This is a genomic window from Amycolatopsis sp. FDAARGOS 1241 (assembly GCF_016889705.1).
Taxonomy (GTDB): Bacteria; Actinomycetota; Actinomycetes; order Mycobacteriales; family Pseudonocardiaceae; genus Amycolatopsis.
In genome coordinates, this window is sequence record NZ_CP069526.1 from 3066922 (window position 1) to 3087605 (window position 20684).

Below are 20684 nucleotides of genomic sequence, written 5' to 3' on the forward strand. Positions count from 1 at the left end.
TTCCTGCACGTTCCTGCCGCACCGGCAGCACGAAACGCGCGCGCATGGGTGGCCGGGTCCGCTAACCGTCGCGGCGGATCGCGCCCGGGGTGGTGCCCAGCTGGGTGCGCAGCACGCGCGTGAGGTGCTCCTGGTGGGAGAAGCCGCAGCGGGCCGCGATGTCGGCGATCGGCTCGCTGCTGGTGCGCAGCAGCAGGCCGGCCTGCTCGACGCGCAGGCGCAGCAGGTACTGGTGCGGGGGCAGCCCGGTGCGGGCCTTGAACCGGCGCGCGAACCGGCTCACGCTCAGCCCGGTCGCGGCGGCGAGTTCCGGCAAGCCCAGAGGTTCCGACAGGCGCTCGGTCATCAGCTCGCGGACCTGGTCGAACTGCCGGTCCGACAGCGCCGACGCGGCGGGCGCGGGCTGACCGGCGGTCCGGCCGGCGCGGTGGCGGCGCGCCAGGTGCGTGGCGACCAGCGCGCACAGCTGGTCGGCGTAGGTGCGGGCGCTCGGCTCCCAGTCGCGCACCACCCCGTCCAGGGACAGCAGCAGCTGTTCGAGCAAGGGGTCGACGGTGCCGAGCTCCTCCGCGAGCCGCACCGGCGCGTCGGTCTCCGCGGCCTCCTGCACGGCGGAGTCGGCGACGTACACGTGCAGCGTGTCGAGCTCACCGCCGAGCTCCACGGCGAGGTCAGCGTGCGAGGGCTGCAGGAACAGGCCGCCGGCCGGGACGCGGCGCATTTGCTCGGCCGGGGTGCCGAACCGCCGGCGGACCGTCACGGGCCCGGCGAGGTGCAGGATCAGCTGGTGCGTCGGCGCCGGCGCGAACAGCCCCCGGTGGGGGCGTTCGTGCTGCTTGGACAGGTACACCGACTCCCAGCCGAGGCCGGCGCTGGTGCGCTCGGGCCGGATCCAGGGCAGCGCGAGGATGCCGTTGGTGTCGGCGGCCGAGAGCTCACCCACCACGTCCTCCTCGCCTCGACCGACCGGATGATCCGAGTGTAGGCGTCCCGAACCCCGGCCCGGGACGGGTGACGGCCCGCCGGGCAGGCCGGCGGGCCGTCAGGGCAAGCGGGCGGGCTCGGTCAGAGCGGGTTGAACACGCCCAGGGGAGCCGTGCAGAACGGCCCGCCGACGAACTCGGCCGCGGCCCCGGTGGGAGCCGGCTGGTCGGCCAACCGGTCGGCGTAGACCTCGGCGTTGTCGAAGGACTTGTAACCGAGCGCTTCGGCCTCGGCAAGCGAGTACACACGCCGCGTGTTGTCCGAGACGCCCCAGATCAGGCGGTAGCCCGGCGACGGGGCGCTCAGGCAGGCCTCGAAGAGGCGCGCGCCGTCGTCGGGGGAGAGCCACGTGGTCAGCCCGCGCGGGCCCAGCGGCAGCGGCGTCTCGAAGCACGAGCCGATGCGGACCACGATCACGTCCATGGCGAAGCGCGACGCGTAGAGGCTGCCGAGCGCTTCGATGGCCGCCTTGCTCACGCCGTAGTAGGTGTCCGGGCGCGGGCTCGAGTCGGCGGGCAGGCCGGAGTCGCCGGCGTCGGCGTTGCGGCGGAAGCCGACGGCGTGGTTGCTCGACGCGAGGACCACCCGCTTGATCCCGGCCTCGCGGGCGGCCTCCAGCACCGTGTGGGTGCCGTTGACATTGACCTCCAGCGTGGCCTCCCACGAGTTCTCGCGGCTGTGCCCGCCGAGGTGGATCAGGGCGTCGGCCCCCGCGCAGGCCTCGGCCATGGCGCGGGGGTCGGTGACGGAGCCGGTCACGAGCTCGACGGCTTCGCCCGGTTCCGGTGGGGCCTGCTCGGCCAGGTCGAGCAGCCGCAGCACCCGGCCGGGTTTGCGCAGCCGCGGACGCATCAGGGTGCCGACGATGCCTGCCGATCCGGTGATCAGCACGCGCTGGTCTGCCATGGGGGTCCTCTCGAAACTCAGAAACAGGGGGAAGGGCGGCGATCAGCGGATGCCGGCGCGGCGCAGCTGCTGCCCGAGCTCGGCGGTCGTCTCGGCCAGCAGTTCGCCGACGCGCCGGACGTCGGCGTCGGTCACCTGCGCGACCGGCATCGAGCAGCTCATGGCGTCGGTACCGGGGATGCGGTAGGGGATCACGGCGGCGACGCAGCGCACCCCGAGGGTGCCTTCCTCGATCTCGGCGGCGTAACCGACCTCGCGGGTGCGCGCGAGGTCGGCGTGCAGCGCTTCACGTGTGGTGATCGTGTTCGGCGTCAGGGGCGCGAGCTTCGCCGGCACCAGGTCTTCGATCTCGTCGTGCGTCAGCTCGGCCAGCAGCGCCTTGCCCAGCGCCGTGGCGTGGGCCGGCAGCGTGCGGCCGACGCGCGAGACGAGGTGCGTCGAGTGCTGCGACTCGCGGGTTTCGAGGTACACGACCTCGGTGCCGTTGCGGCGAGCGAAGTGGGCCGTGAAGCCGGTCTTCTCGCGGATGCGCTCCAGCGCCTCGGTGGCGAACGGGACGATCGCGTCGCGGTCGAGGTAGGCGGTACCGCAGATCAGCGCACGCACGCCGAGGCGGTAGCGCGCGGTGTTGGCGTCGGCCTCGAGCCAGCCGGCTTCGAGGAGGGTGCGCAGGAGGCCGTGGAGGCTGGAGCGCGGGAACCCGGTGCGCGCGTGCAGGTCCGAGAGCGAGAGCCACACGTCGTTGGCCGCGAAGGTCTCGATGAGGTCGATGGCGCGCCGCGCCGACTTGACGCCCGCGCTCTCCGCACCGGGCGTGGCGCCGCGCGCCGCGTCCGCGGTGTCCAGCTTCTGCGCCATGTGCGTCCTCCCACCGGGCCGTTGACTTGTGACTCCGGCCATATTAGCGTCCCGAACAGCGTTCTTATGGATGAACATAGTCAGCATAACAGACTCCATTCAAGAATATGAACACCGGGAGTACCTCGAGCGCGGAGGGTGTGCCGGTGGGATCGTCGAACCCGTGGCCGGGCACGCCACCCGGACGCCCCGACGAGGACGGAAAGAGCAGAAACTGATGGCACAGCCCAAGATCGAGCTGGACGGCCTGCTGGCGTTCCCGCTGACGCCGTTCACCGAGGACCTCGAGGTGAACCTCGACGGGTTCGCGGAGAACGTGGAGAGCCACGTGGCCGCCGGTGCGGGGGCGTTGTTCGTGGCTTGCGGCACGGGGGAGTTCAGCTCGCTGTCGCCGGACGAGGTCTCGGCGTTGCTCGCGCGGGCCAAGGAGGTCGTGGGCGGGCGGGTGCCGGTGTGGGTCGGAGCCGGCGGTGGCGCCGCCGCGGCTCGCGCGGGCGTCGCGGCCGCGCAGGCGGGCGGGGCCGACGGAGTGCTGCTGCTGCCGCCGTACCTGGTCACGGGTCCACAGGCGGGGCTGGTCGACTTCGTCCGGCACTCGGTGGGCGACACGTGCGTGCCGGTGATCGTGTACCACCGCAGCACCGGGGTGTTCACGGCGCCGGCCGCGGCGCAGCTGCTCGACATCCCGTCGGTGGTGGGGCTCAAGGACGGGTACGGGGACCCGGAGGTGATGACGCGGATCGTGACCACGATCCGGTCGCTGGGCACCGAGCGGGCGCGGGAGTTCTTGTTCTTCAACGGGTTGCCCACGGCGGAGGTTTCGGCGAAGGCCTACGCGGCGATCGGCGTGGCGCGCTATTCCTCGGCGGTGCACTGCTTCGCACCGGAGATCGCGCACCGCTTCCACCGGGCGCTGGCCGCGGGGGACCACGAGGTGATGGACGCGCTGCTGGCCGGGTTCTACCTGCCGCTGGTGGCGTTGCGGGACGAGACCCCGGGCTTCGCGGTGTCACTGGTCAAGGCCGCAGCCCGGCTGCGCGGCGACAAGGTCGGCACGGTGCGCCCGCCGCTGGTGGAGCCGACCGCCGGGCAGATCGACCGGCTCGGTGGGATCGTGGAGCGCGGGTTGGAGGTCCTGAAGGGGATCGAGGGCCGATGAAGATCCGGGACGTGGTGCTCACGCCGGTCGCGTTCGCGGATCCGCCGCTGCTGAACGTGATGGGCGTGCACGAGCCCTTCGCCCTGCGCAGCGTCGTGCAGCTGATCTGCGACGACGGGGTGGTCGGGCTCGGCGAATCCTACGGCGACGCGGCGTTCCTGGGCGAGGTGCGCAAGGTCGTGCCGGAACTGGCCGGGCACGACGTGTTCGACCTGCCCGGCCTCAAGCGCCTGATCGCCCGCTCGCTGGCCGGCACGGTGCTGACCGACGAACACGGCTTGATCGGCGGGTTTTCCATCCGCAAGACCATCGCCAGCGTGTATTCACTGTTCGAGGTCGCCTGCCTCGACGCCCAAGGTCACTACCTCAACCGTCCGGTCGTCGACCTGCTCGGCGGGCGGGCCCGCGACGCCGTGGACTTCTCCGCGTACCTGTTCTACAAGTACGGCCGCCACGTCGATGCGTCCACTGAGGACAGCTGGGGCGAGGTCGCCACTCCGGACGCGTTGGTGGGCGAGGCCAAGCGGATGATCGAGCGGTACGGGTTCGGTTCGATCAAGCTCAAGGGCGGGGTGTTCACCCCCGACGAGGAGATCGAGGGCATCCGGGCGTTGGCCGAGGCGTTCCCGGGCCATCCGTTGCGGATCGACCCGAACGCCGCCTGGACGCCTGACACGGGCATCCGCGTCGCGCGTGAACTCGACGGCGTCCTGGAATACCTGGAAGACCCCACGCCCGGGATCGACGGAATGGCGAAGGTCGCGGCCGAGGCGAGCATGCCGTTGGCGACCAACATGTGCGTGGTCAACTTCGGTGACGTCGAACCCGCCTTCCGGGCCCGCGCGATCGGCGTGCTGTTGTCGGACCACCACTTCTGGGGCGGGATGCGCGACACCCAAGCCCTCTCGGTCACGTGTGAGACCTTCGGCGTCGGGTTGTCGATGCACTCCAACAGCCACCTCGGCATCAGCCTTGCCGCCATGGTCCACGTCGCCGCCGCCACCCCGCACCTCACCTACGCCTGCGACACCCATTGGCCGTGGAAGACCACCGACGTCATCGCGCCAGCGGCGCTCGAGTTCGTCGACGGCGCCGTCGCCGTCCCGGACGAACCGGGTCTGGGTATCGAACTCGACCCGGACGCGCTCGCCCGCGCGCACGAAGACTTCCTCCGCTGCGGACTCACGAAACGGGACGACGTGACCTACATGCGCCGCTACACCCCCGGCTTCGAACCCAACACGGCGAGGTGGTGACGCCGTGAAGGTCACCGGATACGCCTACCCCTGGGACGTCCTCGGCGATCCGGGCTTCCTCTCTCGGGTGCGGGATCTCGAGGCCGACGAGGTCGCCGTCGCGCTGGCTTACCACAGCACGCGCGCGGCAACGCCGTACTCGGCCCAGCGCACGTCCGTGATCGCGCGCACCGCGGCGAGCTACCGCCCCTTGCGCGAGGAAGCGTGGCGCGGCCGCGAACTTCGGCCGGCGGCGCCGGATTGGGTCGCGCAGCCCGACAGCGGCGGCGACGCCGTGCGCCTGCTCAACGCCACCGGCGTGCCCGCCGCCGCCTGGCTCGTGCTCACGCACAACTCACAGCTGGGCACCGAGTTCCCGCAGTACAGCGTGCGCAACTGCTTCGGCGAGTCCTACCCGTGGGCGCTGTGCCCGGCGCAGCCGGCCGTGCGCGAATACGCGGCGACGTTGACCGCCGAGGCCGTCGCGGGGCTGGAGCTCTCCTCGGTGATCCTCGAAGCGTGCGGCCCGCTCGGCGCCGTGCACCAGCACCAGCACGAGAAGACCGACGGCGTCTGGGCGCCCGCGGTCGCGCGGCTGCTGTCGATCTGCTGCTGCGAAGCCTGCGCCGAAGACTGGGCCGGCTTCGAGCCGGCTGAGGTGCGCGAGACGCTGCGCACCGAGGTGCGGCGGTTGCTCGACACGGCCGACCTCGGCGTGACCGGCGACCGGCTGCCCGCGAAGCTCAAGGACGTCGTCCTGGCCACGCGGCAGCGCGCCACCGACGAGCTGCGCGCCGCGGTGCTCGCCGAGCTCGAACCGGGCACCCGGATCGTGCTGCACGGCGCGCTCGACCCGTGGGTGACCGGCGCGCTGCCGGGCCTCACGCCGACCGCGGCCCACGACGCGGCTTCGGTCGTGCTGCAGAACTGGGCCCCGGGCCAGGGCAGCGTCGACGCCGTGGCCGCGGCCCGCCGGGTGCTGCCCGGCGACGTCGCGATCGGCAGCTACGTCACCGCGGTCGCCGCGAGCCCCGTGCCAGACATCGAGGCCTACGTGACCGAGCTCGGCAAGGCCGGGGCCGCCGAGCTGCACCTTTACCATCTGGGCCTGGCAGGCCCCGGCCGGTGGCCGGACCTGCACGCCGCCACGGCGGCGGCGCACTCCGTGCGGTGACGCACGGACCCGCTGGGCCCTGAACCCGATCCACCCGAGGAGACACGTCCCACCATGAGCCGAGAAACCTCCGCCGAAGAGCTCGAGCGCACCCTCGCCGCCGCGGCCGCGGCCGCCCGCCCGTTCGCGGCGGCCACGCCAGCCGAACGCGCCGGCTGGCTGGAAGCCGTCGCCGACGCCCTCGACGCCGACGCCGAGGAGCTCGTCGCCCTCGCCCACACCGAAACCCACCTGCCCGCCGCGCCGCGGCTCAAGGGCGAGCTCGCCCGCACCACGTTCCAGCTGCGCCTGTTCGGCCAGGTCTTGCGCGACGGCGCGTTCCTCGGCGCCACCGTCGACCACGCCGACGCCGAGTGGCCCATGGGCCCGCGCCCCGACATCCGCCGCGTGCTCGTGCCGATCGGGCCGGCGCTGGTGTTCGCGGCCAGCAACTTCCCGTTCGCGTTCAGCGTCGCGGGCGGCGACACCGCGTCGGCGCTGGCCGCCGGATGCCCGGTGATCCTCAAGGCGCACCCGGGCCACGAAGAGCTCTCGACGCGCACCGGCGACCTCGTCGTGCGCGCGCTGGCCGCCGCGGGCGCGCCCGACGGTGCGTTCGCCGTGATCCACGGGTTCGAGCAGGGCGTGACCGCGCTCAAGAACCCGCGCATCCAGGCCGCCTCGTTCACCGGTTCCGTGCCGGGCGGGCGCGCGCTGTTCGACATCGCCGTCTCCCGGCCCACGCCGATCCCGTTCTACGGCGAGCTCGGCAGCGTGAACCCCGTCGTCGTCACGCCGGGTGCGGTCGCCAAGCGCGGCGAGGAGGTCGCGAAGGCGTACGCGGGTTCGTTCTCGCTGGGCGCGGGCCAGTTCTGCACCAAGCCGGGCTTGCTGTTCCTGCCGGAGGGCCACGGCCTCGACGACGCGCTGCGCGAGGCCGTCTCGGGTGTCGCCAAGCAGCCGATGCTCAACGAGCGCATCGCTCAGGGCTTCGCGCACAAGCTCTCGGAGCTGCGCCAGGCGCCGGGGGTGACCACGGTCGTCGACGGCACGCACCAGGGTGAGGCGTTCGCGCCGAGCCTGCTCGCCACCACGGCCAAGGAGTTCCTGGCCGGCGGCGAAGCGGTGCGCGAAGAGCACTTCGGGCCCGCGTCGCTGATCGTCACCTACACCGACGCCGACGAACTGGCCGGCGTGCTCGACACGCTGGAGCCGGGTCTCACCGCGACCGTGCAGGGCGAAGAGGACGAAGCCGACTACGTGCGCCCGCTGCTGCCGTCGCTGACGCGCATCGCGGGCCGGCTGCTGTGGAACGACTGGCCCACCGGCGTCACCGTCAGCTGGGCGCAGCAGCACGGCGGCCCGTACCCGGCCACCACCGCCCCCACGACCACGTCGGTCGGCACCGCGGCCATCGAGCGGTTCCTGCGCCCGGTGGCGTGGCAAGGCTTCCCCGACGCCCTGCTGCCCGAGCCGCTGCAGGAAGCCAACCCGTGGCAGCTGCCCCGGCGCACAGACGGGGAGCGCTGAGTTTTCCCTCAACCCAACCGATAACTGAATTCCTGGTCCCCGAAAATCCCGCAAGCCAAGGATGTCTTGATTCCTGGGAGGGTTCGTCATGCCCGTAAACCGGAGAACTGCCCTGCGCGGCGGCGCCGTCGCGGCCGCCTCGGTCGCCCTGACCGCCGCCGCGCGCCCGGCCTTCGCGGCGGGCGCGGCGCCCACCGCACCCACCGCAAGCGCCGATCCGCTCAAAGCGATCGTCACGGGCTACCGTGAGCTGCAGACCGGGATCAACCGGCCCTCCCCCGAGCGCGCGGCCGCGCTGAAGAACCTCGGCCGCGTCGCGAAGGCGTACAACGACACGATGACCGTCACCGGCGGTCCACTGTGGAGTGACCTGCCGCTGGGCCCGGGCAGCGACTACACGACGTCGATGTACGCGCGGTTGCGCGCCATCGCCGTCGACTGGGGCACACCGGGCGGCACGCTGTCGGGCGACCCGCAGGTGCTCGACCGGATCAAGCAGGCCCTCGAGCTGATCTACGCGAGGCAGTACAACCCGCAGGTCGGCGAGATCGGCAACTGGTACACCTATGAGATCGGTGTGCCGTACTACGTCCTGCACACGCTCGTCACGGTTGCCGACGAGCTGACGCCCGACGAGCTCGCGCGTTATGTCAGCCCGATCAAGCGCTTCGTGGGCAACCCCAACGTGCGGGCCAGCAGCCCGAGCACCGTCGAGACCGGCGCCAACCGCGCTGACAAGGCGTTGATCTCCATCGTCTCCGGCGCGCTCGTCGGCGACACCGAATGGATCCGGACGGGTATCGACGCGCTCACCGACGTCGCGGGCGGCGGCGCGGCGAGCCTCGTGGCCAAGCTGGACAAGTCGGGCAGCGACGGCTTTCATGTCGACGGCTCGTTCATCCAGCACGACACCATCCCGTACCCCGGGCACTACGGCATCGTGCTGCTGACCGCGCTGTCCGGCGCGATCCACGTGACCGAGGGCACCGAGTACGCGCTGCCCGAGGACCTCAAGCAGAAGATCTACGCGCTCGTGCCCGACACGTTCGCGCCGTGGGTCTACGCCGGCGCGCTGATGGAGCCGGTGCGCGGGCGCATGCTGTCGCGCCAGGGGGAGACGGGGCACGACATCGGCCACCAGCTCACCGTCGCGACCCTGGTGCTCGCGCGCTCGGCCACGGGCGCGGCCAAGGACCAGCTGTCGGGGCTCGCGGCGAAGTGGATCTCCGAAGGCACCTACGCGCCGTTCCTGGAGATCCCGGACCCCGAACGGTTCGCGCCCGGACCGGATCTCGTCGCGACGCCGGGCATCGAGTTCGCGCAGGAGATGCTCGCGACGCACGTGCGACCGACGCCGATCACGGCCACGCACCGGATCTTCGCGCAGCAGGACCGGATGCTGCACGTGACCGAGGGCTGGTCGAGCGCGCTCGCCGTGGGGTCGACGCGGATCTCGCGCTACGAGTCGATCAACGGCATGAACCAGCACGGCTGGTACGTCGGCGACGGCGTGTTGTACGTGTTCCTGCCGAACGCCAAGGGGCACTACTCGGACGCATACTGGCCGACGGTCGACCCGCTGCTGCTGCCCGGCGCGACCACGAAGACCGGCCCGACGGGCGCGCTGCAGTCCACGCCGATGTCGACCAAGGCCCACGTCGGCGGCGTCCGCTGGGACGCGCGCCACGGCGCGTGGGCGATGGACTTCGTCTCCCTCGACGGCACGCTCACCGCCAAGAAGTCGTGGTTCTTCACCCCGGCGGGCATCGTCTGCCTCGGCGCCGGGATCACCGACGCGTCGGGCCGGCAGGTGCGTACCACGATCGAGAACCGCAACCTGGGGGAAAACGGCGGCGGTGTCCTGCTCGCCGACGCGCGGGTCATCTCCTCGCAGCCGGGCAAGACCACGGCGCTGCGCAACCCGCGGTGGCTGCACCTCGACGACGTCGGTGGCTACGTGCTGCTCGACAACGCGAACGTCACCGCTCTGCGTGAGGACCGCACCGGCGTGTGGCGCGACATCGACACGGGCGCGAACACCAAGGGCACGACCGACCCGTACACGCGGCGTTATCAGAAGCTTGTGATCGAGCACGGGGTGAAGCCGACGGACGCGAAGTACGCGTACGCGGTGTTGCCCGCGGCGTCGATGGTCGGGACCGTCGCTTCGGTGCTCGCTTGGCGCGTCCGGGCGAACACATCCACCGTTCAGGCGATTCGGCTGTGGGACAACACACTCCTCGCAAACTTCTACAAGGCGGATACTGTCGATGAGGTGACTGTCTCAGGACCGGCTTCCGTGGCTCTGGGGCGCAGCGGCTCGGGCTGGCAGCTCGCCGTCTCGGATCCGACACAGCTGCAGGACAGCGTGCGGGTGACGGTGCGGCGCCAGACCGTGGAGGTGCCGCTGAAGGGCACCTTCGGCGCGACGCAGGTGGTGCACCTGCCGCGCTGAGTCCCGGCTCCCCCGCCGGACCGGTGATTCCCGACCCGGCCCGGCGGGGCCCCACTTGCCGGTACGATCGAGGGCACGCTCGAGCCGGGGAGAGTGATCACCATCGCCACGCACGTCGACGTTCTCGTGGTAGGTGCGGGGTTGTCCGGGATCGGGGCGGCGTGCCGCCTGCAGGTGCGGACCCCCGGCAAGACATACGCGATCCTCGAGGCCCGCGACAGCATCGGCGGCACGTGGGACCTCTTCCGATACCCGGGCGTGCGCTCCGACTCGGACATGTTCACGCTCGGTTACCCGTTCCGGCCGTGGAGGGACCCGAAGGCCATCGCCGATGGACCGTCGATCCTCACCTACATCCGCTCCACGGCGACGGCCTACGACGTCGAGAAACACATCCGGCTCGGCCACCGCGTGGTGCGTGCCGCGTGGTCCTCGGCCGACGCGCGCTGGACGGTGGAGGCCGAGCACGACGGTTCGGTCGTCAGGTACACGTGCTCGTTCCTGTACCTGTGCAGCGGCTACTACAGCTACGAGAGTGGCCACGTCGTCGACTTCCCGGGCCGCAACGAGTTCGCCGGCACGATCGTGCACCCGCAGCAGTGGCCTGATTCGCTGGACTACGCGGGCAAACGTGTGGTCGTGATCGGCAGCGGCGCCACGGCCGTGACGCTCGTGCCCGCCATGGCGGAGACCGCGGCGTCCGTGACGATGCTGCAGCGCTCACCGACGTACGTGGTCGCCCGCCCGGGCGCCGACGCGCTGGCCGACCGGCTGCGGGCCGTGCTGCCCGAGCACTTGGCGCACCGCCTGGTGCGCGGCAAGAACGTGGTCATGGGCACCGTGTTCTTCCAGCTCATGCGGCGGTTGCCCGAACGTGCGGCCGCGGTGCTGCGCGAGGGCGTTGCGAAGCAGCTGCCCCCGTCCATCCCGGTCGACCCGCACTTCGTGCCCGAGTACAAGCCGTGGGACCAGCGCCTCTGCCTGGTCCCCGACGCCGACCTGTTCCGCGCCCTGCGCGGCGGCAAGGCCGACGTGGTGACCGACCGCATCGCCCGCTTCACCCCGACGGGCATCCGGCTCGAATCGGGGCGCGACCTGCCCGCCGACGTCGTCGTCACGGCCACCGGCCTGCGCATGGTCGCGTTCGGCCAGATCGCCCTGACCGTCGACGGCCGCGCCATCGACCCGGGCGCCCAGCTCGTCTACAAGGGCATGATGTTCGGCGGTATCCCCAACCTGGCCTGGTGCGTCGGCTACACCAACAACTCCTGGACCCTGCGCGCTGACCTGGCCTCGCAGTACGTGTGCCGCCTGCTGGCGCACCTGGACCGCCACGGCTACACCACCTGCACCCCCGACCCCACCCGCGCCCCGGCCGGCCCCCTGCGCCCCGTCGTCGACCTCATGTCCGGCTACATCAAACGCGCCACGCCGAACCTGCCGAAACAAGCGGCTCGCCGCCCGTGGCTCATGCGCCAGAACTACCTGCTCGACCTGGCCGACATGCGCTTCAACCGCCTCGACGACGGCGTGATGGCCTTCCGCAAGGCCGACGAACACATCCCCGTGCCGGCCTGACACCACCACCGCAAGGCGGCCCCCGCCCGCCACCTCCAACAGCGACAGCCCCGCAGGCACGTTATCTGTCACTTACGCACGATTTCTGTCCCCGGCTTCCCTGTCGCGCGGCCGCCTGCGCAAGCTGCAGCGGCTCGGACCTGCGCATGCGCGAGGTCAACCTCACCGAAGCAGACCTCACCCCGAGATCGGGACCGCCCCGAAGATCCGGCAGGATTCGGGGCATGCTCTTGCCCAGAAGACTCATCGCCGTCGCCTTCGTGGCGGCGGCTGCCGCGGGGTGTTCGGCCCCCGCGGCGAAGGAACCTGTTGCCACGCCGAGCACGGTGAGTGCGGCGGCCACGACGAAGGCGACAACGAAGACCAGCGCACCGCCGTCGACGGTGTCGACGTTCGTGCCGGCGGTGTCGCCGGCGAAGCTGAGTGCGGCGTGTCCGTTCATGGACATCGCGGAGTACAAGCGGGCGTTCCTCGTGAACTCGGAGTTGAGCACGAGCGAAGAACCGCCGGACAACAGCAACGGCATCACCTGGTACACGTGCGACTACCTCTTCGCCAGCAGCCACCAGACGAAGTCCGGCAATCTGCTCGTCTTCGCTTCGCCGGGGGAGAAGTCTGTGAAGGCTTCGCTCAAGATCTCCGCCGAGTCCTGCTTGGACAAGCCGACGTACCTCAGTGAAAACGCGTTCTACTGCACCGAAAACGACGACCAGTTCAAGAACACCCGCCTGGTGGTCACCAGGATCAGCCGCGGTCAGATGCGGACCGCGATGGTGACCGCCGGGCCGCCGCCCGATTTCGCGCACCCGGACGCCTACGCCGCCCTCGAGAAAACCCTCTTGGACCGGCTGTGAGGGATCAGGACCTGCGGTGGTCCGGCGCGGTCGCCTTTGTGGTGGCGGGTGCCACGCCCCCACCCCGCTGCCCGTAGCCCCCGCCGAACACCTCGCGCGGGCGGGGCCGGGTGACAACTGACGTGCCTCATCACGGCGGGCACCAGCCCGCGCTCATGCGGCATCCGAACAGCAAGCTTCCACCCGGCCGCCGACCCCGCGTCAACGCACGCTTTCCCGCCTTGACACGGGGTCAGCGGCCGTCGTCACACTCGAGCTTCGGGGTCAATACACCCCGCAACACGGCCTCGCGCAGAACCGCATCACAGCCGCTCGCACCCACAACACGGACCCGCTTCAGCACCAAAGACCAACCCCACACACCAGAAGCGCCGCCCATCTCCCAGAGACGGACGGCGCCACAAGCCTCTACTCAGATCAACCCTGCCGAGCCTTGATCCGCGGGTTGTTCCGGTTGATCACGAAAATCTTCCCGTGCCTGCGAACCACCTGCGCACCAGGCTGACGGGCCAGGGACCGAACCGAAGCGCGTACCTTCATCGCTCACCCCATCCTCTCCGAAGCCCTCGCCGGAGCTTCTGTCCTCTTCAACAGCATGACCGGTCGGTTTAATCCCCGAGGGCGGTCGAGGCCCAGCGGCCCAGGTCGTCGCGGCGCAGCGCCGCGGCCATGAGGTCCGGGAAGAGGTCGGGGGTGCAGGCGAAGGCCGGCACGCCGAGCTCGGCCAGGGCGGCCGCGTTGTCGTGGTCGTAGAAGGGTGCGCCCGAGTCGGACAGGGCGAGCAGGGTGACGACCTGCACACCCGAGCCGACCAGTTCGCCGACGCGGCGCAGCAGCTCCTCGCGCACGCCGCCCTCGTACAGGTCGCTGATGAGCACCAGCAGCGTCTGCTCGGGGCGCTCGACGAGCTGCTGGCAGTAGGTCAGCGCGCGGTTGATGTCCGTGCCGCCGCCGAGCTGGGTGCCGAAGAGGAGGTCGACGGGGTCGTCGAGGTGCTCGGTGAGGTCGACGACGGCCGTGTCGAACGCGACGAACTTCGTGCTCAGCGCCCGCATCGACGCCAGCACGGCGCCGAACAGACCGGAGTACACCACCGACTCGGCCATCGACCCGGACTGGTCGACGGCGAGGATCACCTCGCGCTGCACGCTGTGCTGCCGCCGCCCGAAGCCGACGAGCTTCTCGGGCACGATGGTCTTCAGCTCGGGGGAGTAGTGCTTCAGGTTCGCGTGCACGGTGCGGCCCCAGTCGATGTCCGCGGCGCGCGGGCGTTGCGCGCGTGCCGCGCGGTCGAGCGCCCCGCGCACCGCCGCACGCGTCGGCTCGGCCAGCCGCGCCTCGAGCTCGGCGACGACCGTGCGCACCACCGAACGTGCGGTTTCCTTCGTCTCCTCGGGCAGCACACCGTTCAGCGACAGCAGAGTGCCGACGAGGTGCACGTCCGGTTCGACGGCGCTCAGCAGCTCCGGTTCCATCAGCATGCGTGTGAGTCCCAGCCGGTCGACGGCGTCGCGCTGCATCACCTGGACCACGGACCCGGGGAAGTACCGGCGGATGTCGCCCAGCCACCGGGCCACCCGCGGCGCCGACGCGCCCAGGCCGCCGCCGCGCCGGTCGCCGCTGCGGGGCTCTTCGCGCTGGTCGTACAGCGCCGCCAGCACGCCGTCCACGGAACCGTCCTCTTCGGACAGTGGGAACCCGGTGCCCTCCGCGCCGCTGCCACCGCCGAGCACGAGCCGCCAGCGGCGGAGCCGGTCGGGGTCGTTCGCCTGCGTCATGACGGGGCTCCGATCAGGGTCGCGAGGACGGGCAGCGCGCTCTCCGCGCGGGTTTCGTCCACCTCGGCGGCGGGCCGGCGGTCCACCGGCGCCTTGCCGGACAACGTGGCCGCGCGTTCCCCGATGGCGCGCTTCTCCGGGCCGGCGAAGGCGCCGAAGGTGCGCCGCAGCAGGGGCAGCACTTCGGTGAACACGTCGGGCGGGATCGTGCCGAGCCAGGTGTCGACCACGCGCAGCATGCGTTCGTCGTGCACGAGCAGGAGCGCCCCGCCCGCGAAGAAGCCTTCCACGTAGGCCGCGCCGCTCACCGGCGGAATACCCGGGGTGAGTGCGCGGCCGAGGCGCAGCTCGACCTCCGCGCTGTCGAACCGGTCGGCGTCGTGCAGCAGCCGCGCGACGCGCCCGGCCAGCAGCGGCGGCAGCGAATCGAGCCCGGACAGCCTCTCCAGCGCGACCAGCCAGCGCTCCCGCGCCGCGTCGCCGAGCAGCGTGGTGGCTTCGTGGACGTCGCCGACCAGCTCGCAGAACTTCGCGGCTGCTTCTTCGTCGATGCCGTGGGTCGCCGGCGGCAGGCCGGCGCACACCCGCATGAGCATGCGGTCCGCGACCTCGCGCAGCCGGTCGGTGTCCGTGCCGCGGACGTCGCCGTAGCGCGTCGCGCGCGCCAGCGGCGGCAACGCGGCCATCAGTTCGGCGACGTCGGTCACGGCCGCCCTCGCGTCGAGCGCCCCGAGCACGTCGGGCAAGGCGTCGCCGAGGTCACCCAGCAGGCACCCTTCGACCGCCGTGGTGATGTCGGCCATCGGGGGATCGCTCGCCATCACTTCCCGCACCCGCGCGGCCGCGGCCGACGGCACGGTGGTGCCGTGCACACCGGCGGCGATCAGGTCGACTTCGTACTCCGGCTCCCAGCTCAGCGTCCACGTCTCGCGGAACGTGCCCTTGCTGCGCACGGCCGAGTCCTCCGGCAGCCCCCAGGGGATGTCGAGCATCAGGAGCCGGTGCAGCAGCCGCGACCGCTCGAGCCCGCCGGCGGTGCGCAGGTCGAGATCGAGCTCGCGCGTGGCCGGCTCGCGTTTGAGCCGCAGCCGCCGCGCGGTCGCGACCAGGTCGGCCGCCAGTGGCGCCTGCGGGACGCTCTCGGGCACCTCACCGAGAAGCTCGCCCACGACGAGCCGGCGCGTGACGAGGTCCGCCTGCACGTCGTCGCCCGCGCACAGCACCGCGCGCGTCGTCGCGTCGACCTCCGCCAGCCCGGCCGAGGACCGCCCGCGCAGCGCCGCCAGCGTTTCGGCGAGCCGCACGGCTTCGATCACGTGCGCGGTCGAAACCGGCAGGTCCTCCTCGCGCAGCACGCCCGCGACGGCGGTGAGCCAGCGCGTGGTGACGTCGTCGGCCGTGGTGAACAGGTGGTGGTACCAGCCGGGGGAGCGCACGCCCGCGCCGTAGCCGCTGGCCGTGGCGAGCCGGCCGTGGGTCCACGGCACCCACGTGCACACCACCTTGCGCTTCGGGAGTCCTTTGAGGACGGTCTGGTCGCGGCTCGCCGGCGGCAGCGGGTCGGCCAGCGCGGGCACGTGCCACGCCCCGCACACGACGGCGATGCGTTCGAAGCCGTCCTTGCGGGTCTTGCGCAGCACGCCGCGCATGTAGGCCTCGCGGCGCTGCTCGTGCGGATCCGTCGGCTGTTCGCCCTCGCGCAACGCGGTCATCGCGTCGGCGATCACTTCGAACGGCGATTCGGCGCCGCGCCGCGATTCGATGACGTCGTCCCACCAGCGTTCCGGGTCGTCGTACCCGCCGGCGGCGGCGAGCTCCGCGAGCGGATCGGCGCGCGGCACGCGAGCCTCGCCGCCGGCCGCGAACTGGTGTGCGGCCGGCAGGTCGCAAAAGCGCACCGGCACGCCCTCCTCCGTGGCCCACCGCAGTGCTTGCCACTCGGGGCTGAACACCGCGAAGGGCCAGAACGCCGCGCGGGACACGTCGTCGGCCGCGTACGCGAGCAGCGCGACCGGTGGCCGCAGATCCTTGTCGGCGGCGAAGTCCACAAGGTTGTCGGCTTCCGGCGGGCCCTCGATGAGCACCACATCGGGCTGCAGCTCGGCGAGCCGCCTGACCACCGCCCGCGCCGAACCCGGCCCGTGGTGCCGGATCCCGAGCAGGTGGGTGGTGGTCATCCGCTGATCTCCTGCCCCGCGCGGTAGAAGTCGGCCCAGCCGTCGCGTTCGCGCACCACGGTCTCGAGGTACTCGATCCAGATCGCGCGGTCGGCGACCGGGTCCTTCACGACAGCCCCGTGGATGCCCGCCGCGACGTCCTGCGCGCGCAGCACCCCGTCGCCGAAGTGCGCGGCCAGCGCGAGCCCACCGGTGAGCACGCTGATCGCCTCGGCCGTCGAGAGCGTGCCCGACGGCGTCTTCACGGCCGTGCGCCCGTCCTCGGTCCGGCCCGCGCGCAGCTCGCGGAACACCGTGACCACGCGGCGGATCTCGTTGAGCTCCACGGCTTCCGCGGGCAGCGCCAGCGACGCACCCAGCTGGGCGACGCGGCGGCTGACGATCTCCACCTCGGCGTCGGCGGTGTCCGGCAGCGGCAGCACGACGGTGTTGAACCGGCGGCGCAACGCGCTCGACAGCTCGTTCACCCCCTTGTCGCGGTTGTTCGCCGTGGCGACGAGCGTGAACCCGGGCCGCGCCTGCACCTCCGTGCCGAGCTCGGGGATCGGCAGGGTCTTCTCCGACAGGATCGTGATCAGCGAGTCCTGCACGTCGGCCGGGATGCGCGTGAGCTCCTCGAGCCGGGCGACCTTGCCGTCGCGCATCGCGCGCAGGATCGGGCTCTCCACGAGCGCGCGGTCGCTCGGACCTTCGGCGATCAGGCGCGCGTAGTTCCAGCCGTAGCGGATCTGTTCCTCGGCCGTGCCCGCCGTGCCCTGCACGAGCAGGGTCGAGTCGCCGCTGACGGCCGCCGAGAGGTGCTCGGAGACCCACGTCTTCGCAGTGCCCGGCACGCCGAGCAGCAGCAGCGCGCGGTCGGTGGCGAGCGTGGCGACGGCGACCTCGATGAGCCGGCGCGGGCCCACGTACTTCGGGGTGATCTCGGTGCCGTCGGGCAGCGTGCCGCCCAGCAGGTACGTGACCACCGCCCACGGCGACAGGTGCCACGAAGGCGGCTTCGCCCGGTCGTCGGCCGCGGCGAGCGCGGCGAGTTCGGCGGCGTACTCCTGCTCGGCGTGGGGCCGGAGGACTGCGGGCGTCATGAGAGCTCCTCGTGCATTTCGCGGCGGAAGGTCAGGGTTTCGGCGACACCCCGCCGCCACGGGGCGGCCTCGCCGGGGTGCGGGATCGCGGTCAGGCGGTGGCGCAGGCACGCGGGTGGCACGGCTTTGGCGATGAGCGCGGCGGCGTGGGCCACCAGCCGGTGGTCCTGCTGCGCGGCGACCCAGTCGAGCAGCACGCGGCCCAGCTCTTCGGGCCACGGCTGCGGCAGGTCGAGGATCAGGCGCGTGAGCGCCTCGATCTTGAGGCCCCGCGCCAGTTTCGCGACGGTGGCGGCCTGCTTCGCCGGTGGCAGCACCCCGATCAGAGCGGCCGTGCCCCGGCTGCCGGGTTCGGCTTCGACGAGCGCCTGCGCCCACGCTTCGTCGCGCTGCCGGATCGCCGCCGTGGCCCAGCTCTCCCGGATGACCGCCAGCGGCGCGCCCTCCACGAGCAGGCCCACGAGATCGGCCGGTGTGCCGAACTCCGCCCAGAACGCCAGGGGAGTCGCGGCGACGATCGCCCGCAGCCGCGCCGTGTCCTGGCCCGGCCCGTGGGGCACGCGGACGCCGTCGCGCACCAGCGTTTCGTCGGCTCCGGGCGGGGTGAAGACCAGGACGCCCGCTCGCCGCGACCGCTGCCGCACGGTGACGCACTGGCGCAGGCGCGCCGCCATCCGCTCGCCGAACCCGGTGCCCGGCAACGCGCCCAGCAGCCGCACGGCCGTGTCCCGCACGGCGGCCGCGCGATCGCCGAGCGCCGCGTCGAGGAACCGCTCGTCGTCCGGGGTCAGGTGCCCGCCCAACAGCGTGAGGAACGTCGCCCGCAGGTCCGCCGGCTCGCTGCGCCACGTGGCCGTCAGCGCCTCCCGCGCGGCCGCCGGCTCCTTCGCCAGCGCGCGCTCGAGCCATGCCTGCCGCTGCGCCGGCGTGCCGTACTGCCACGCGTCGTCCCCGGCGTCGTCCGCCACCGCGACGAGGAACGCCCAGTCGGAGTTGCGCTCGCCCAGCCACGCACCGACCGGCCCCGCCAGCTCCGCCAGCGGTGCGCGCAGCGCCACCCGCGCCCGCGCGGCGTCGGCCAGCACCGGGATCTGCTCGGGCGCCACGCGGAAACCTCTGCGCGCCGCAGTCTGCAGCCACTCCTCCAGCAGTTCCGGGCGGTTGGTGTGCACCAGCCGCGCCAGCCGTTCCCGCGCCAGTGGCGGCACGAACGGTCGTGCGTCCGGTTTCGCCGGCTCTTCCCGGCGGATGCCGGTCAGCGGTTGCCGACCCGCGCGCCGGTAGTTGGTGAGCAGCGCCGCCGTGGTGAGCACGGCGTCGGCCTGGTCTCCGGGTCCACGCGCCACGGCGCGCACCGCGTCCGGGAGCCCGGACGGATCGAGGGCGCGGCGCCGGGTGCCGAGCAGCGCGGTGCCGACGAGGTCTTCCCATGCCTTCATCGGACGACCGCCGTCCGGAGTTCTTCGCGCGATGGCCGGGGGAGCACAGTCACAGGCGCACCACACCGTTCTGGTGCCAGCACGTGAGTGGACGCAAGCCGGCGGACGTGAGCTCCGCGGCGAGTGTCACGGGGTGGTCGGCGGCGAGGGCGAGCAGCGGCCAGGGATCGGCCGAGGGCAGCAGGGGCAGCGCGGCACCGTCCACATCGGACAGGGCCCAGCCGTCGGGGTGACGGGCCGGGGTGAGGTCGGACAGGAGCACCGGCCAGCGGTCCAGCCACGGGTCCGCGGCGAGCGCGGCGGCGTGCGCGGCCAAGGCGCCCGCGACGGTGTCGCCGCGCGGAGCCGGGGTGGGCACGGCTTCGGTGCGGTCGGCTACGAGCGCCCGCAACGGCAGCGCCCCCGGGTAGAAGGCGAGTTCACCCGGCACGACGTAACCGGGCGGCAGTGAGCTGTCGAGCGGCCGCCCGGGCGGGGCGAACGACAGGACGAGCGCCACGCGGCCGGAGTTGCGCCCGCGCAGCCACGTGCGGCGGCTGCGCAACGCGTCCTGCTCCTCGTCGACGGCACCGGCCACGAGCCACTGGTCGGCCACGCGCTCGCCCGACTCCAGCACCTGCGCCGTGCCCGCCGGGAAGCCCACGCGCGAGCGCACCGTGTCGGCCAGCCCAGCCGGCAGCTCGTCCAGCCGCGCCGCCGCCCCGGCGAGCACGTAGAGCAGCGCCAGTTCGGCCAGCAGCTCACCCGGCCAGTCGCGGCCACGGCCGATCAGCCCGGACGCGCGCCGCAGGCCGCTCGCCAGCCCCGGTGCCTGCGCGTCGACCATTCGCGCGGCGACCGCGCGCAGTTCGTCTCCACCGCCGCGTTCGAAGCCGGCGAACCCGGCGCCGACGCGGTCGGTGAGCCAGCCGCGCAGCTCGGCCGCTCCTGCCGTGACGCGCGCGAGCCGTTCCTGCGCGCGCTTCGCCGCGGCTTCGAGGTCCTTCGGCCCGTCGGTCTTCCGCTCGGTGCGCGCCACCCGCGCGGAGCGCTCGTCGAGCCAGGCCCGCACGTGGTCGGGTTCGTCCGCGGCGTCGGGTACCTGCCCCGCCGACCACAGCAGCAACAGGCCCAGTGCGTGCTTGCACGGGAACTTCCTGCTGGGACACGAGCACCGGAAAGCGGGCCCGGCCAGCTCCACCGCCGTCTGGTACGGCTTCGCGCCACTGCCCTGGCACGCACCCCACACCGCGCGCGCCGACGCGCCGGTGCGCGACCACTTCGCCGGCGTCGCGAGCCCGCGCCCAGCCTTGGCCGACGCCGGGTCCGGCGCCAGTCCGGCGACCCGCCCGGGGTCCCAGCGCGCTGCCACCTGTTCGGCCACGTTTTCCTTGCCGCTTCCGGTTTTCCGACCCCTGGCGGGGCTGACCGGAAAAGCATCTCATCCGCCACCGACAGTTTCCGCCCGCACCGGCGCCCCGCTGAAAAACGCACAAAAACGCCGGGCCGCAGGGGAG

General features: G+C 72.4%; 17 protein-coding genes. 7 read left to right on the forward strand and 10 right to left on the reverse strand.

All coding sequences use genetic code 11. From position 1 onward, the window contains the following. Positions 1-61 precede the first annotated feature (61 nt). The 3 genes from I6J71_RS15105 to I6J71_RS15115 form a co-directional block, all read right to left on the reverse strand. Positions 62-943, reverse strand: coding sequence for a helix-turn-helix domain-containing protein (locus tag I6J71_RS15105; protein ID WP_204095288.1), 882 nt, complete (start codon positions 941-943; stop codon positions 62-64). A 122-nt stretch (positions 944-1065) separates the two neighbouring features. After that, positions 1066-1890, reverse strand: a complete 825-nt coding sequence (locus I6J71_RS15110) for an NAD(P)-dependent oxidoreductase (protein WP_204095289.1) — start codon at positions 1888-1890, stop codon at positions 1066-1068. 42 nt (positions 1891-1932) lie between these two features. Beyond that, positions 1933-2748 carry an IclR family transcriptional regulator gene (locus tag I6J71_RS15115; protein ID WP_204095290.1) on the reverse strand — a complete coding sequence of 272 codons (816 nt, stop codon included), beginning with the start codon at positions 2746-2748 and terminating at the stop codon, positions 1933-1935. Positions 2749-2965: 217 nt separating this feature from the next. On the opposite strand from I6J71_RS15115, the gene I6J71_RS15120 reads away from it, so the two are divergent. From I6J71_RS15120 to I6J71_RS15145, 6 genes are all read left to right on the forward strand, one after another. Further along, complete coding sequence (locus tag I6J71_RS15120) at positions 2966-3907, forward strand: 5-dehydro-4-deoxyglucarate dehydratase (RefSeq protein ID WP_204095291.1); 942 nt, start codon at positions 2966-2968, stop codon at positions 3905-3907. After that, on the forward strand, positions 3904-5163 hold the full coding sequence (locus I6J71_RS15125) for a glucarate dehydratase family protein (protein ID WP_204095292.1): 1260 nt from the start codon (positions 3904-3906) through the stop codon (positions 5161-5163). Before I6J71_RS15120 ends, I6J71_RS15125 begins: the two co-directional genes overlap by 4 nt. A 4-nt stretch (positions 5164-5167) precedes the next feature. Then, positions 5168-6316 carry a hypothetical protein gene (locus I6J71_RS15130; protein ID WP_204095293.1) on the forward strand — a complete coding sequence of 383 codons (1149 nt, stop codon included), beginning with the start codon at positions 5168-5170 and terminating at the stop codon, positions 6314-6316. A gap of 54 nt (positions 6317-6370) precedes the next feature. Then, the gene (locus I6J71_RS15135; protein ID WP_204095294.1) at positions 6371-7825 is read left to right on the forward strand and encodes an aldehyde dehydrogenase (NADP(+)); all 1455 of its coding nucleotides are present in this window, start codon (positions 6371-6373) and stop codon (positions 7823-7825) included. 88 nt (positions 7826-7913) lie between these two features. Continuing rightward, positions 7914-10280 carry a polysaccharide lyase 8 family protein gene (locus I6J71_RS15140; protein ID WP_204095295.1) on the forward strand — a complete coding sequence of 789 codons (2367 nt, stop codon included), beginning with the start codon at positions 7914-7916 and terminating at the stop codon, positions 10278-10280. Positions 10281-10382: 102 nt separating this feature from the next. After that, positions 10383-11858 carry an NAD(P)/FAD-dependent oxidoreductase gene (locus I6J71_RS15145; RefSeq protein ID WP_204097064.1) on the forward strand — a complete coding sequence of 492 codons (1476 nt, stop codon included), beginning with the start codon at positions 10383-10385 and terminating at the stop codon, positions 11856-11858. A gap of 61 nt (positions 11859-11919) precedes the next feature. Here the strand turns inward: I6J71_RS15145 and I6J71_RS15150 are convergent, their stop codons facing one another. Beyond that, positions 11920-12300, reverse strand: a complete 381-nt coding sequence (locus I6J71_RS15150; protein WP_204095296.1) for a hypothetical protein — start codon at positions 12298-12300, stop codon at positions 11920-11922. On the opposite strand from I6J71_RS15150, the gene I6J71_RS15155 reads away from it, so the two are divergent. Further along, on the forward strand, positions 12299-12712 hold the full coding sequence (locus tag I6J71_RS15155) for a hypothetical protein (protein WP_204095297.1): 414 nt from the start codon (positions 12299-12301) through the stop codon (positions 12710-12712). The two genes, I6J71_RS15150 and I6J71_RS15155, sit on opposite strands and share 2 nt — an antisense overlap. Positions 12713-13129: 417 nt before the next feature. On the opposite strand, the gene ykgO is transcribed toward I6J71_RS15155, so the two are convergent. The 6 genes from ykgO to I6J71_RS15185 all read right to left on the reverse strand — a co-directional run bounded on the left by ykgO (position 13130) and on the right by I6J71_RS15185 (position 20551). Beyond that, on the reverse strand, positions 13130-13252 hold the full coding sequence (ykgO, locus tag I6J71_RS15160; protein ID WP_204095298.1) for a type B 50S ribosomal protein L36: 123 nt from the start codon (positions 13250-13252) through the stop codon (positions 13130-13132). Between the two features lie 68 nt (positions 13253-13320). After that, entirely contained in the window at positions 13321-14490 is a 1170-nt protein-coding gene (locus I6J71_RS15165; protein ID WP_204095299.1) for a VWA domain-containing protein, read from the reverse strand. Beyond that, complete coding sequence (locus tag I6J71_RS15170; RefSeq protein WP_204095300.1) at positions 14487-16667, reverse strand: DUF5682 family protein; 2181 nt, start codon at positions 16665-16667, stop codon at positions 14487-14489. Before I6J71_RS15170 ends, I6J71_RS15165 begins: the two co-directional genes overlap by 4 nt. After that, positions 16664-17749, reverse strand: coding sequence for an AAA family ATPase (locus I6J71_RS15175; protein ID WP_204095301.1), 1086 nt, complete (start codon positions 17747-17749; stop codon positions 16664-16666). Before I6J71_RS15175 ends, I6J71_RS15170 begins: the two co-directional genes overlap by 4 nt. Further along, positions 17746-19188: a DUF5691 domain-containing protein gene (locus I6J71_RS15180; protein ID WP_204095302.1), complete on the reverse strand. Its 1443-nt coding sequence runs from the start codon at positions 19186-19188 to the stop codon at positions 17746-17748. Before I6J71_RS15180 ends, I6J71_RS15175 begins: the two co-directional genes overlap by 4 nt. A gap of 49 nt (positions 19189-19237) precedes the next feature. Next, positions 19238-20551, reverse strand: coding sequence for an SWIM zinc finger family protein (locus I6J71_RS15185; RefSeq protein ID WP_204095303.1), 1314 nt, complete (start codon positions 20549-20551; stop codon positions 19238-19240). Positions 20552-20684: the final 133 nt, after the last annotated feature.

Excerpts from the sequence above, each read along its gene's own strand:
- I6J71_RS15155 (WP_204095297.1), top strand. The coding sequence starts at position 12,299 with ATGGACATCGCGGAGTACAAGCGGGCGTTCCTCGTGAACTCGGAGTTG.
- I6J71_RS15150 (WP_204095296.1), bottom strand. The coding sequence starts at position 12,300 with ATGAACGGACACGCCGCACTCAGCTTCGCCGGCGACACCGCCGGCACG.
- I6J71_RS15125 (WP_204095292.1), top strand. The coding sequence starts at position 3,904 with ATGAAGATCCGGGACGTGGTGCTCACGCCGGTCGCGTTCGCGGATCCG.
- ykgO (WP_204095298.1), bottom strand. The coding sequence starts at position 13,252 with ATGAAGGTACGCGCTTCGGTTCGGTCCCTGGCCCGTCAGCCTGGTGCG.
- I6J71_RS15170 (WP_204095300.1), bottom strand. The coding sequence starts at position 16,667 with ATGACCACCACCCACCTGCTCGGGATCCGGCACCACGGGCCGGGTTCG.
- I6J71_RS15165 (WP_204095299.1), bottom strand. The coding sequence starts at position 14,490 with ATGACGCAGGCGAACGACCCCGACCGGCTCCGCCGCTGGCGGCTCGTG.
- I6J71_RS15135 (WP_204095294.1), top strand. The coding sequence starts at position 6,371 with ATGAGCCGAGAAACCTCCGCCGAAGAGCTCGAGCGCACCCTCGCCGCC.
- I6J71_RS15140 (WP_204095295.1), top strand. The coding sequence starts at position 7,914 with ATGCCCGTAAACCGGAGAACTGCCCTGCGCGGCGGCGCCGTCGCGGCC.
- I6J71_RS15120 (WP_204095291.1), top strand. The coding sequence starts at position 2,966 with ATGGCACAGCCCAAGATCGAGCTGGACGGCCTGCTGGCGTTCCCGCTG.
- I6J71_RS15180 (WP_204095302.1), bottom strand. The coding sequence starts at position 19,188 with ATGAAGGCATGGGAAGACCTCGTCGGCACCGCGCTGCTCGGCACCCGG.
- I6J71_RS15175 (WP_204095301.1), bottom strand. The coding sequence starts at position 17,749 with ATGACGCCCGCAGTCCTCCGGCCCCACGCCGAGCAGGAGTACGCCGCC.
- I6J71_RS15115 (WP_204095290.1), bottom strand. The coding sequence starts at position 2,748 with ATGGCGCAGAAGCTGGACACCGCGGACGCGGCGCGCGGCGCCACGCCC.
- I6J71_RS15110 (WP_204095289.1), bottom strand. The coding sequence starts at position 1,890 with ATGGCAGACCAGCGCGTGCTGATCACCGGATCGGCAGGCATCGTCGGC.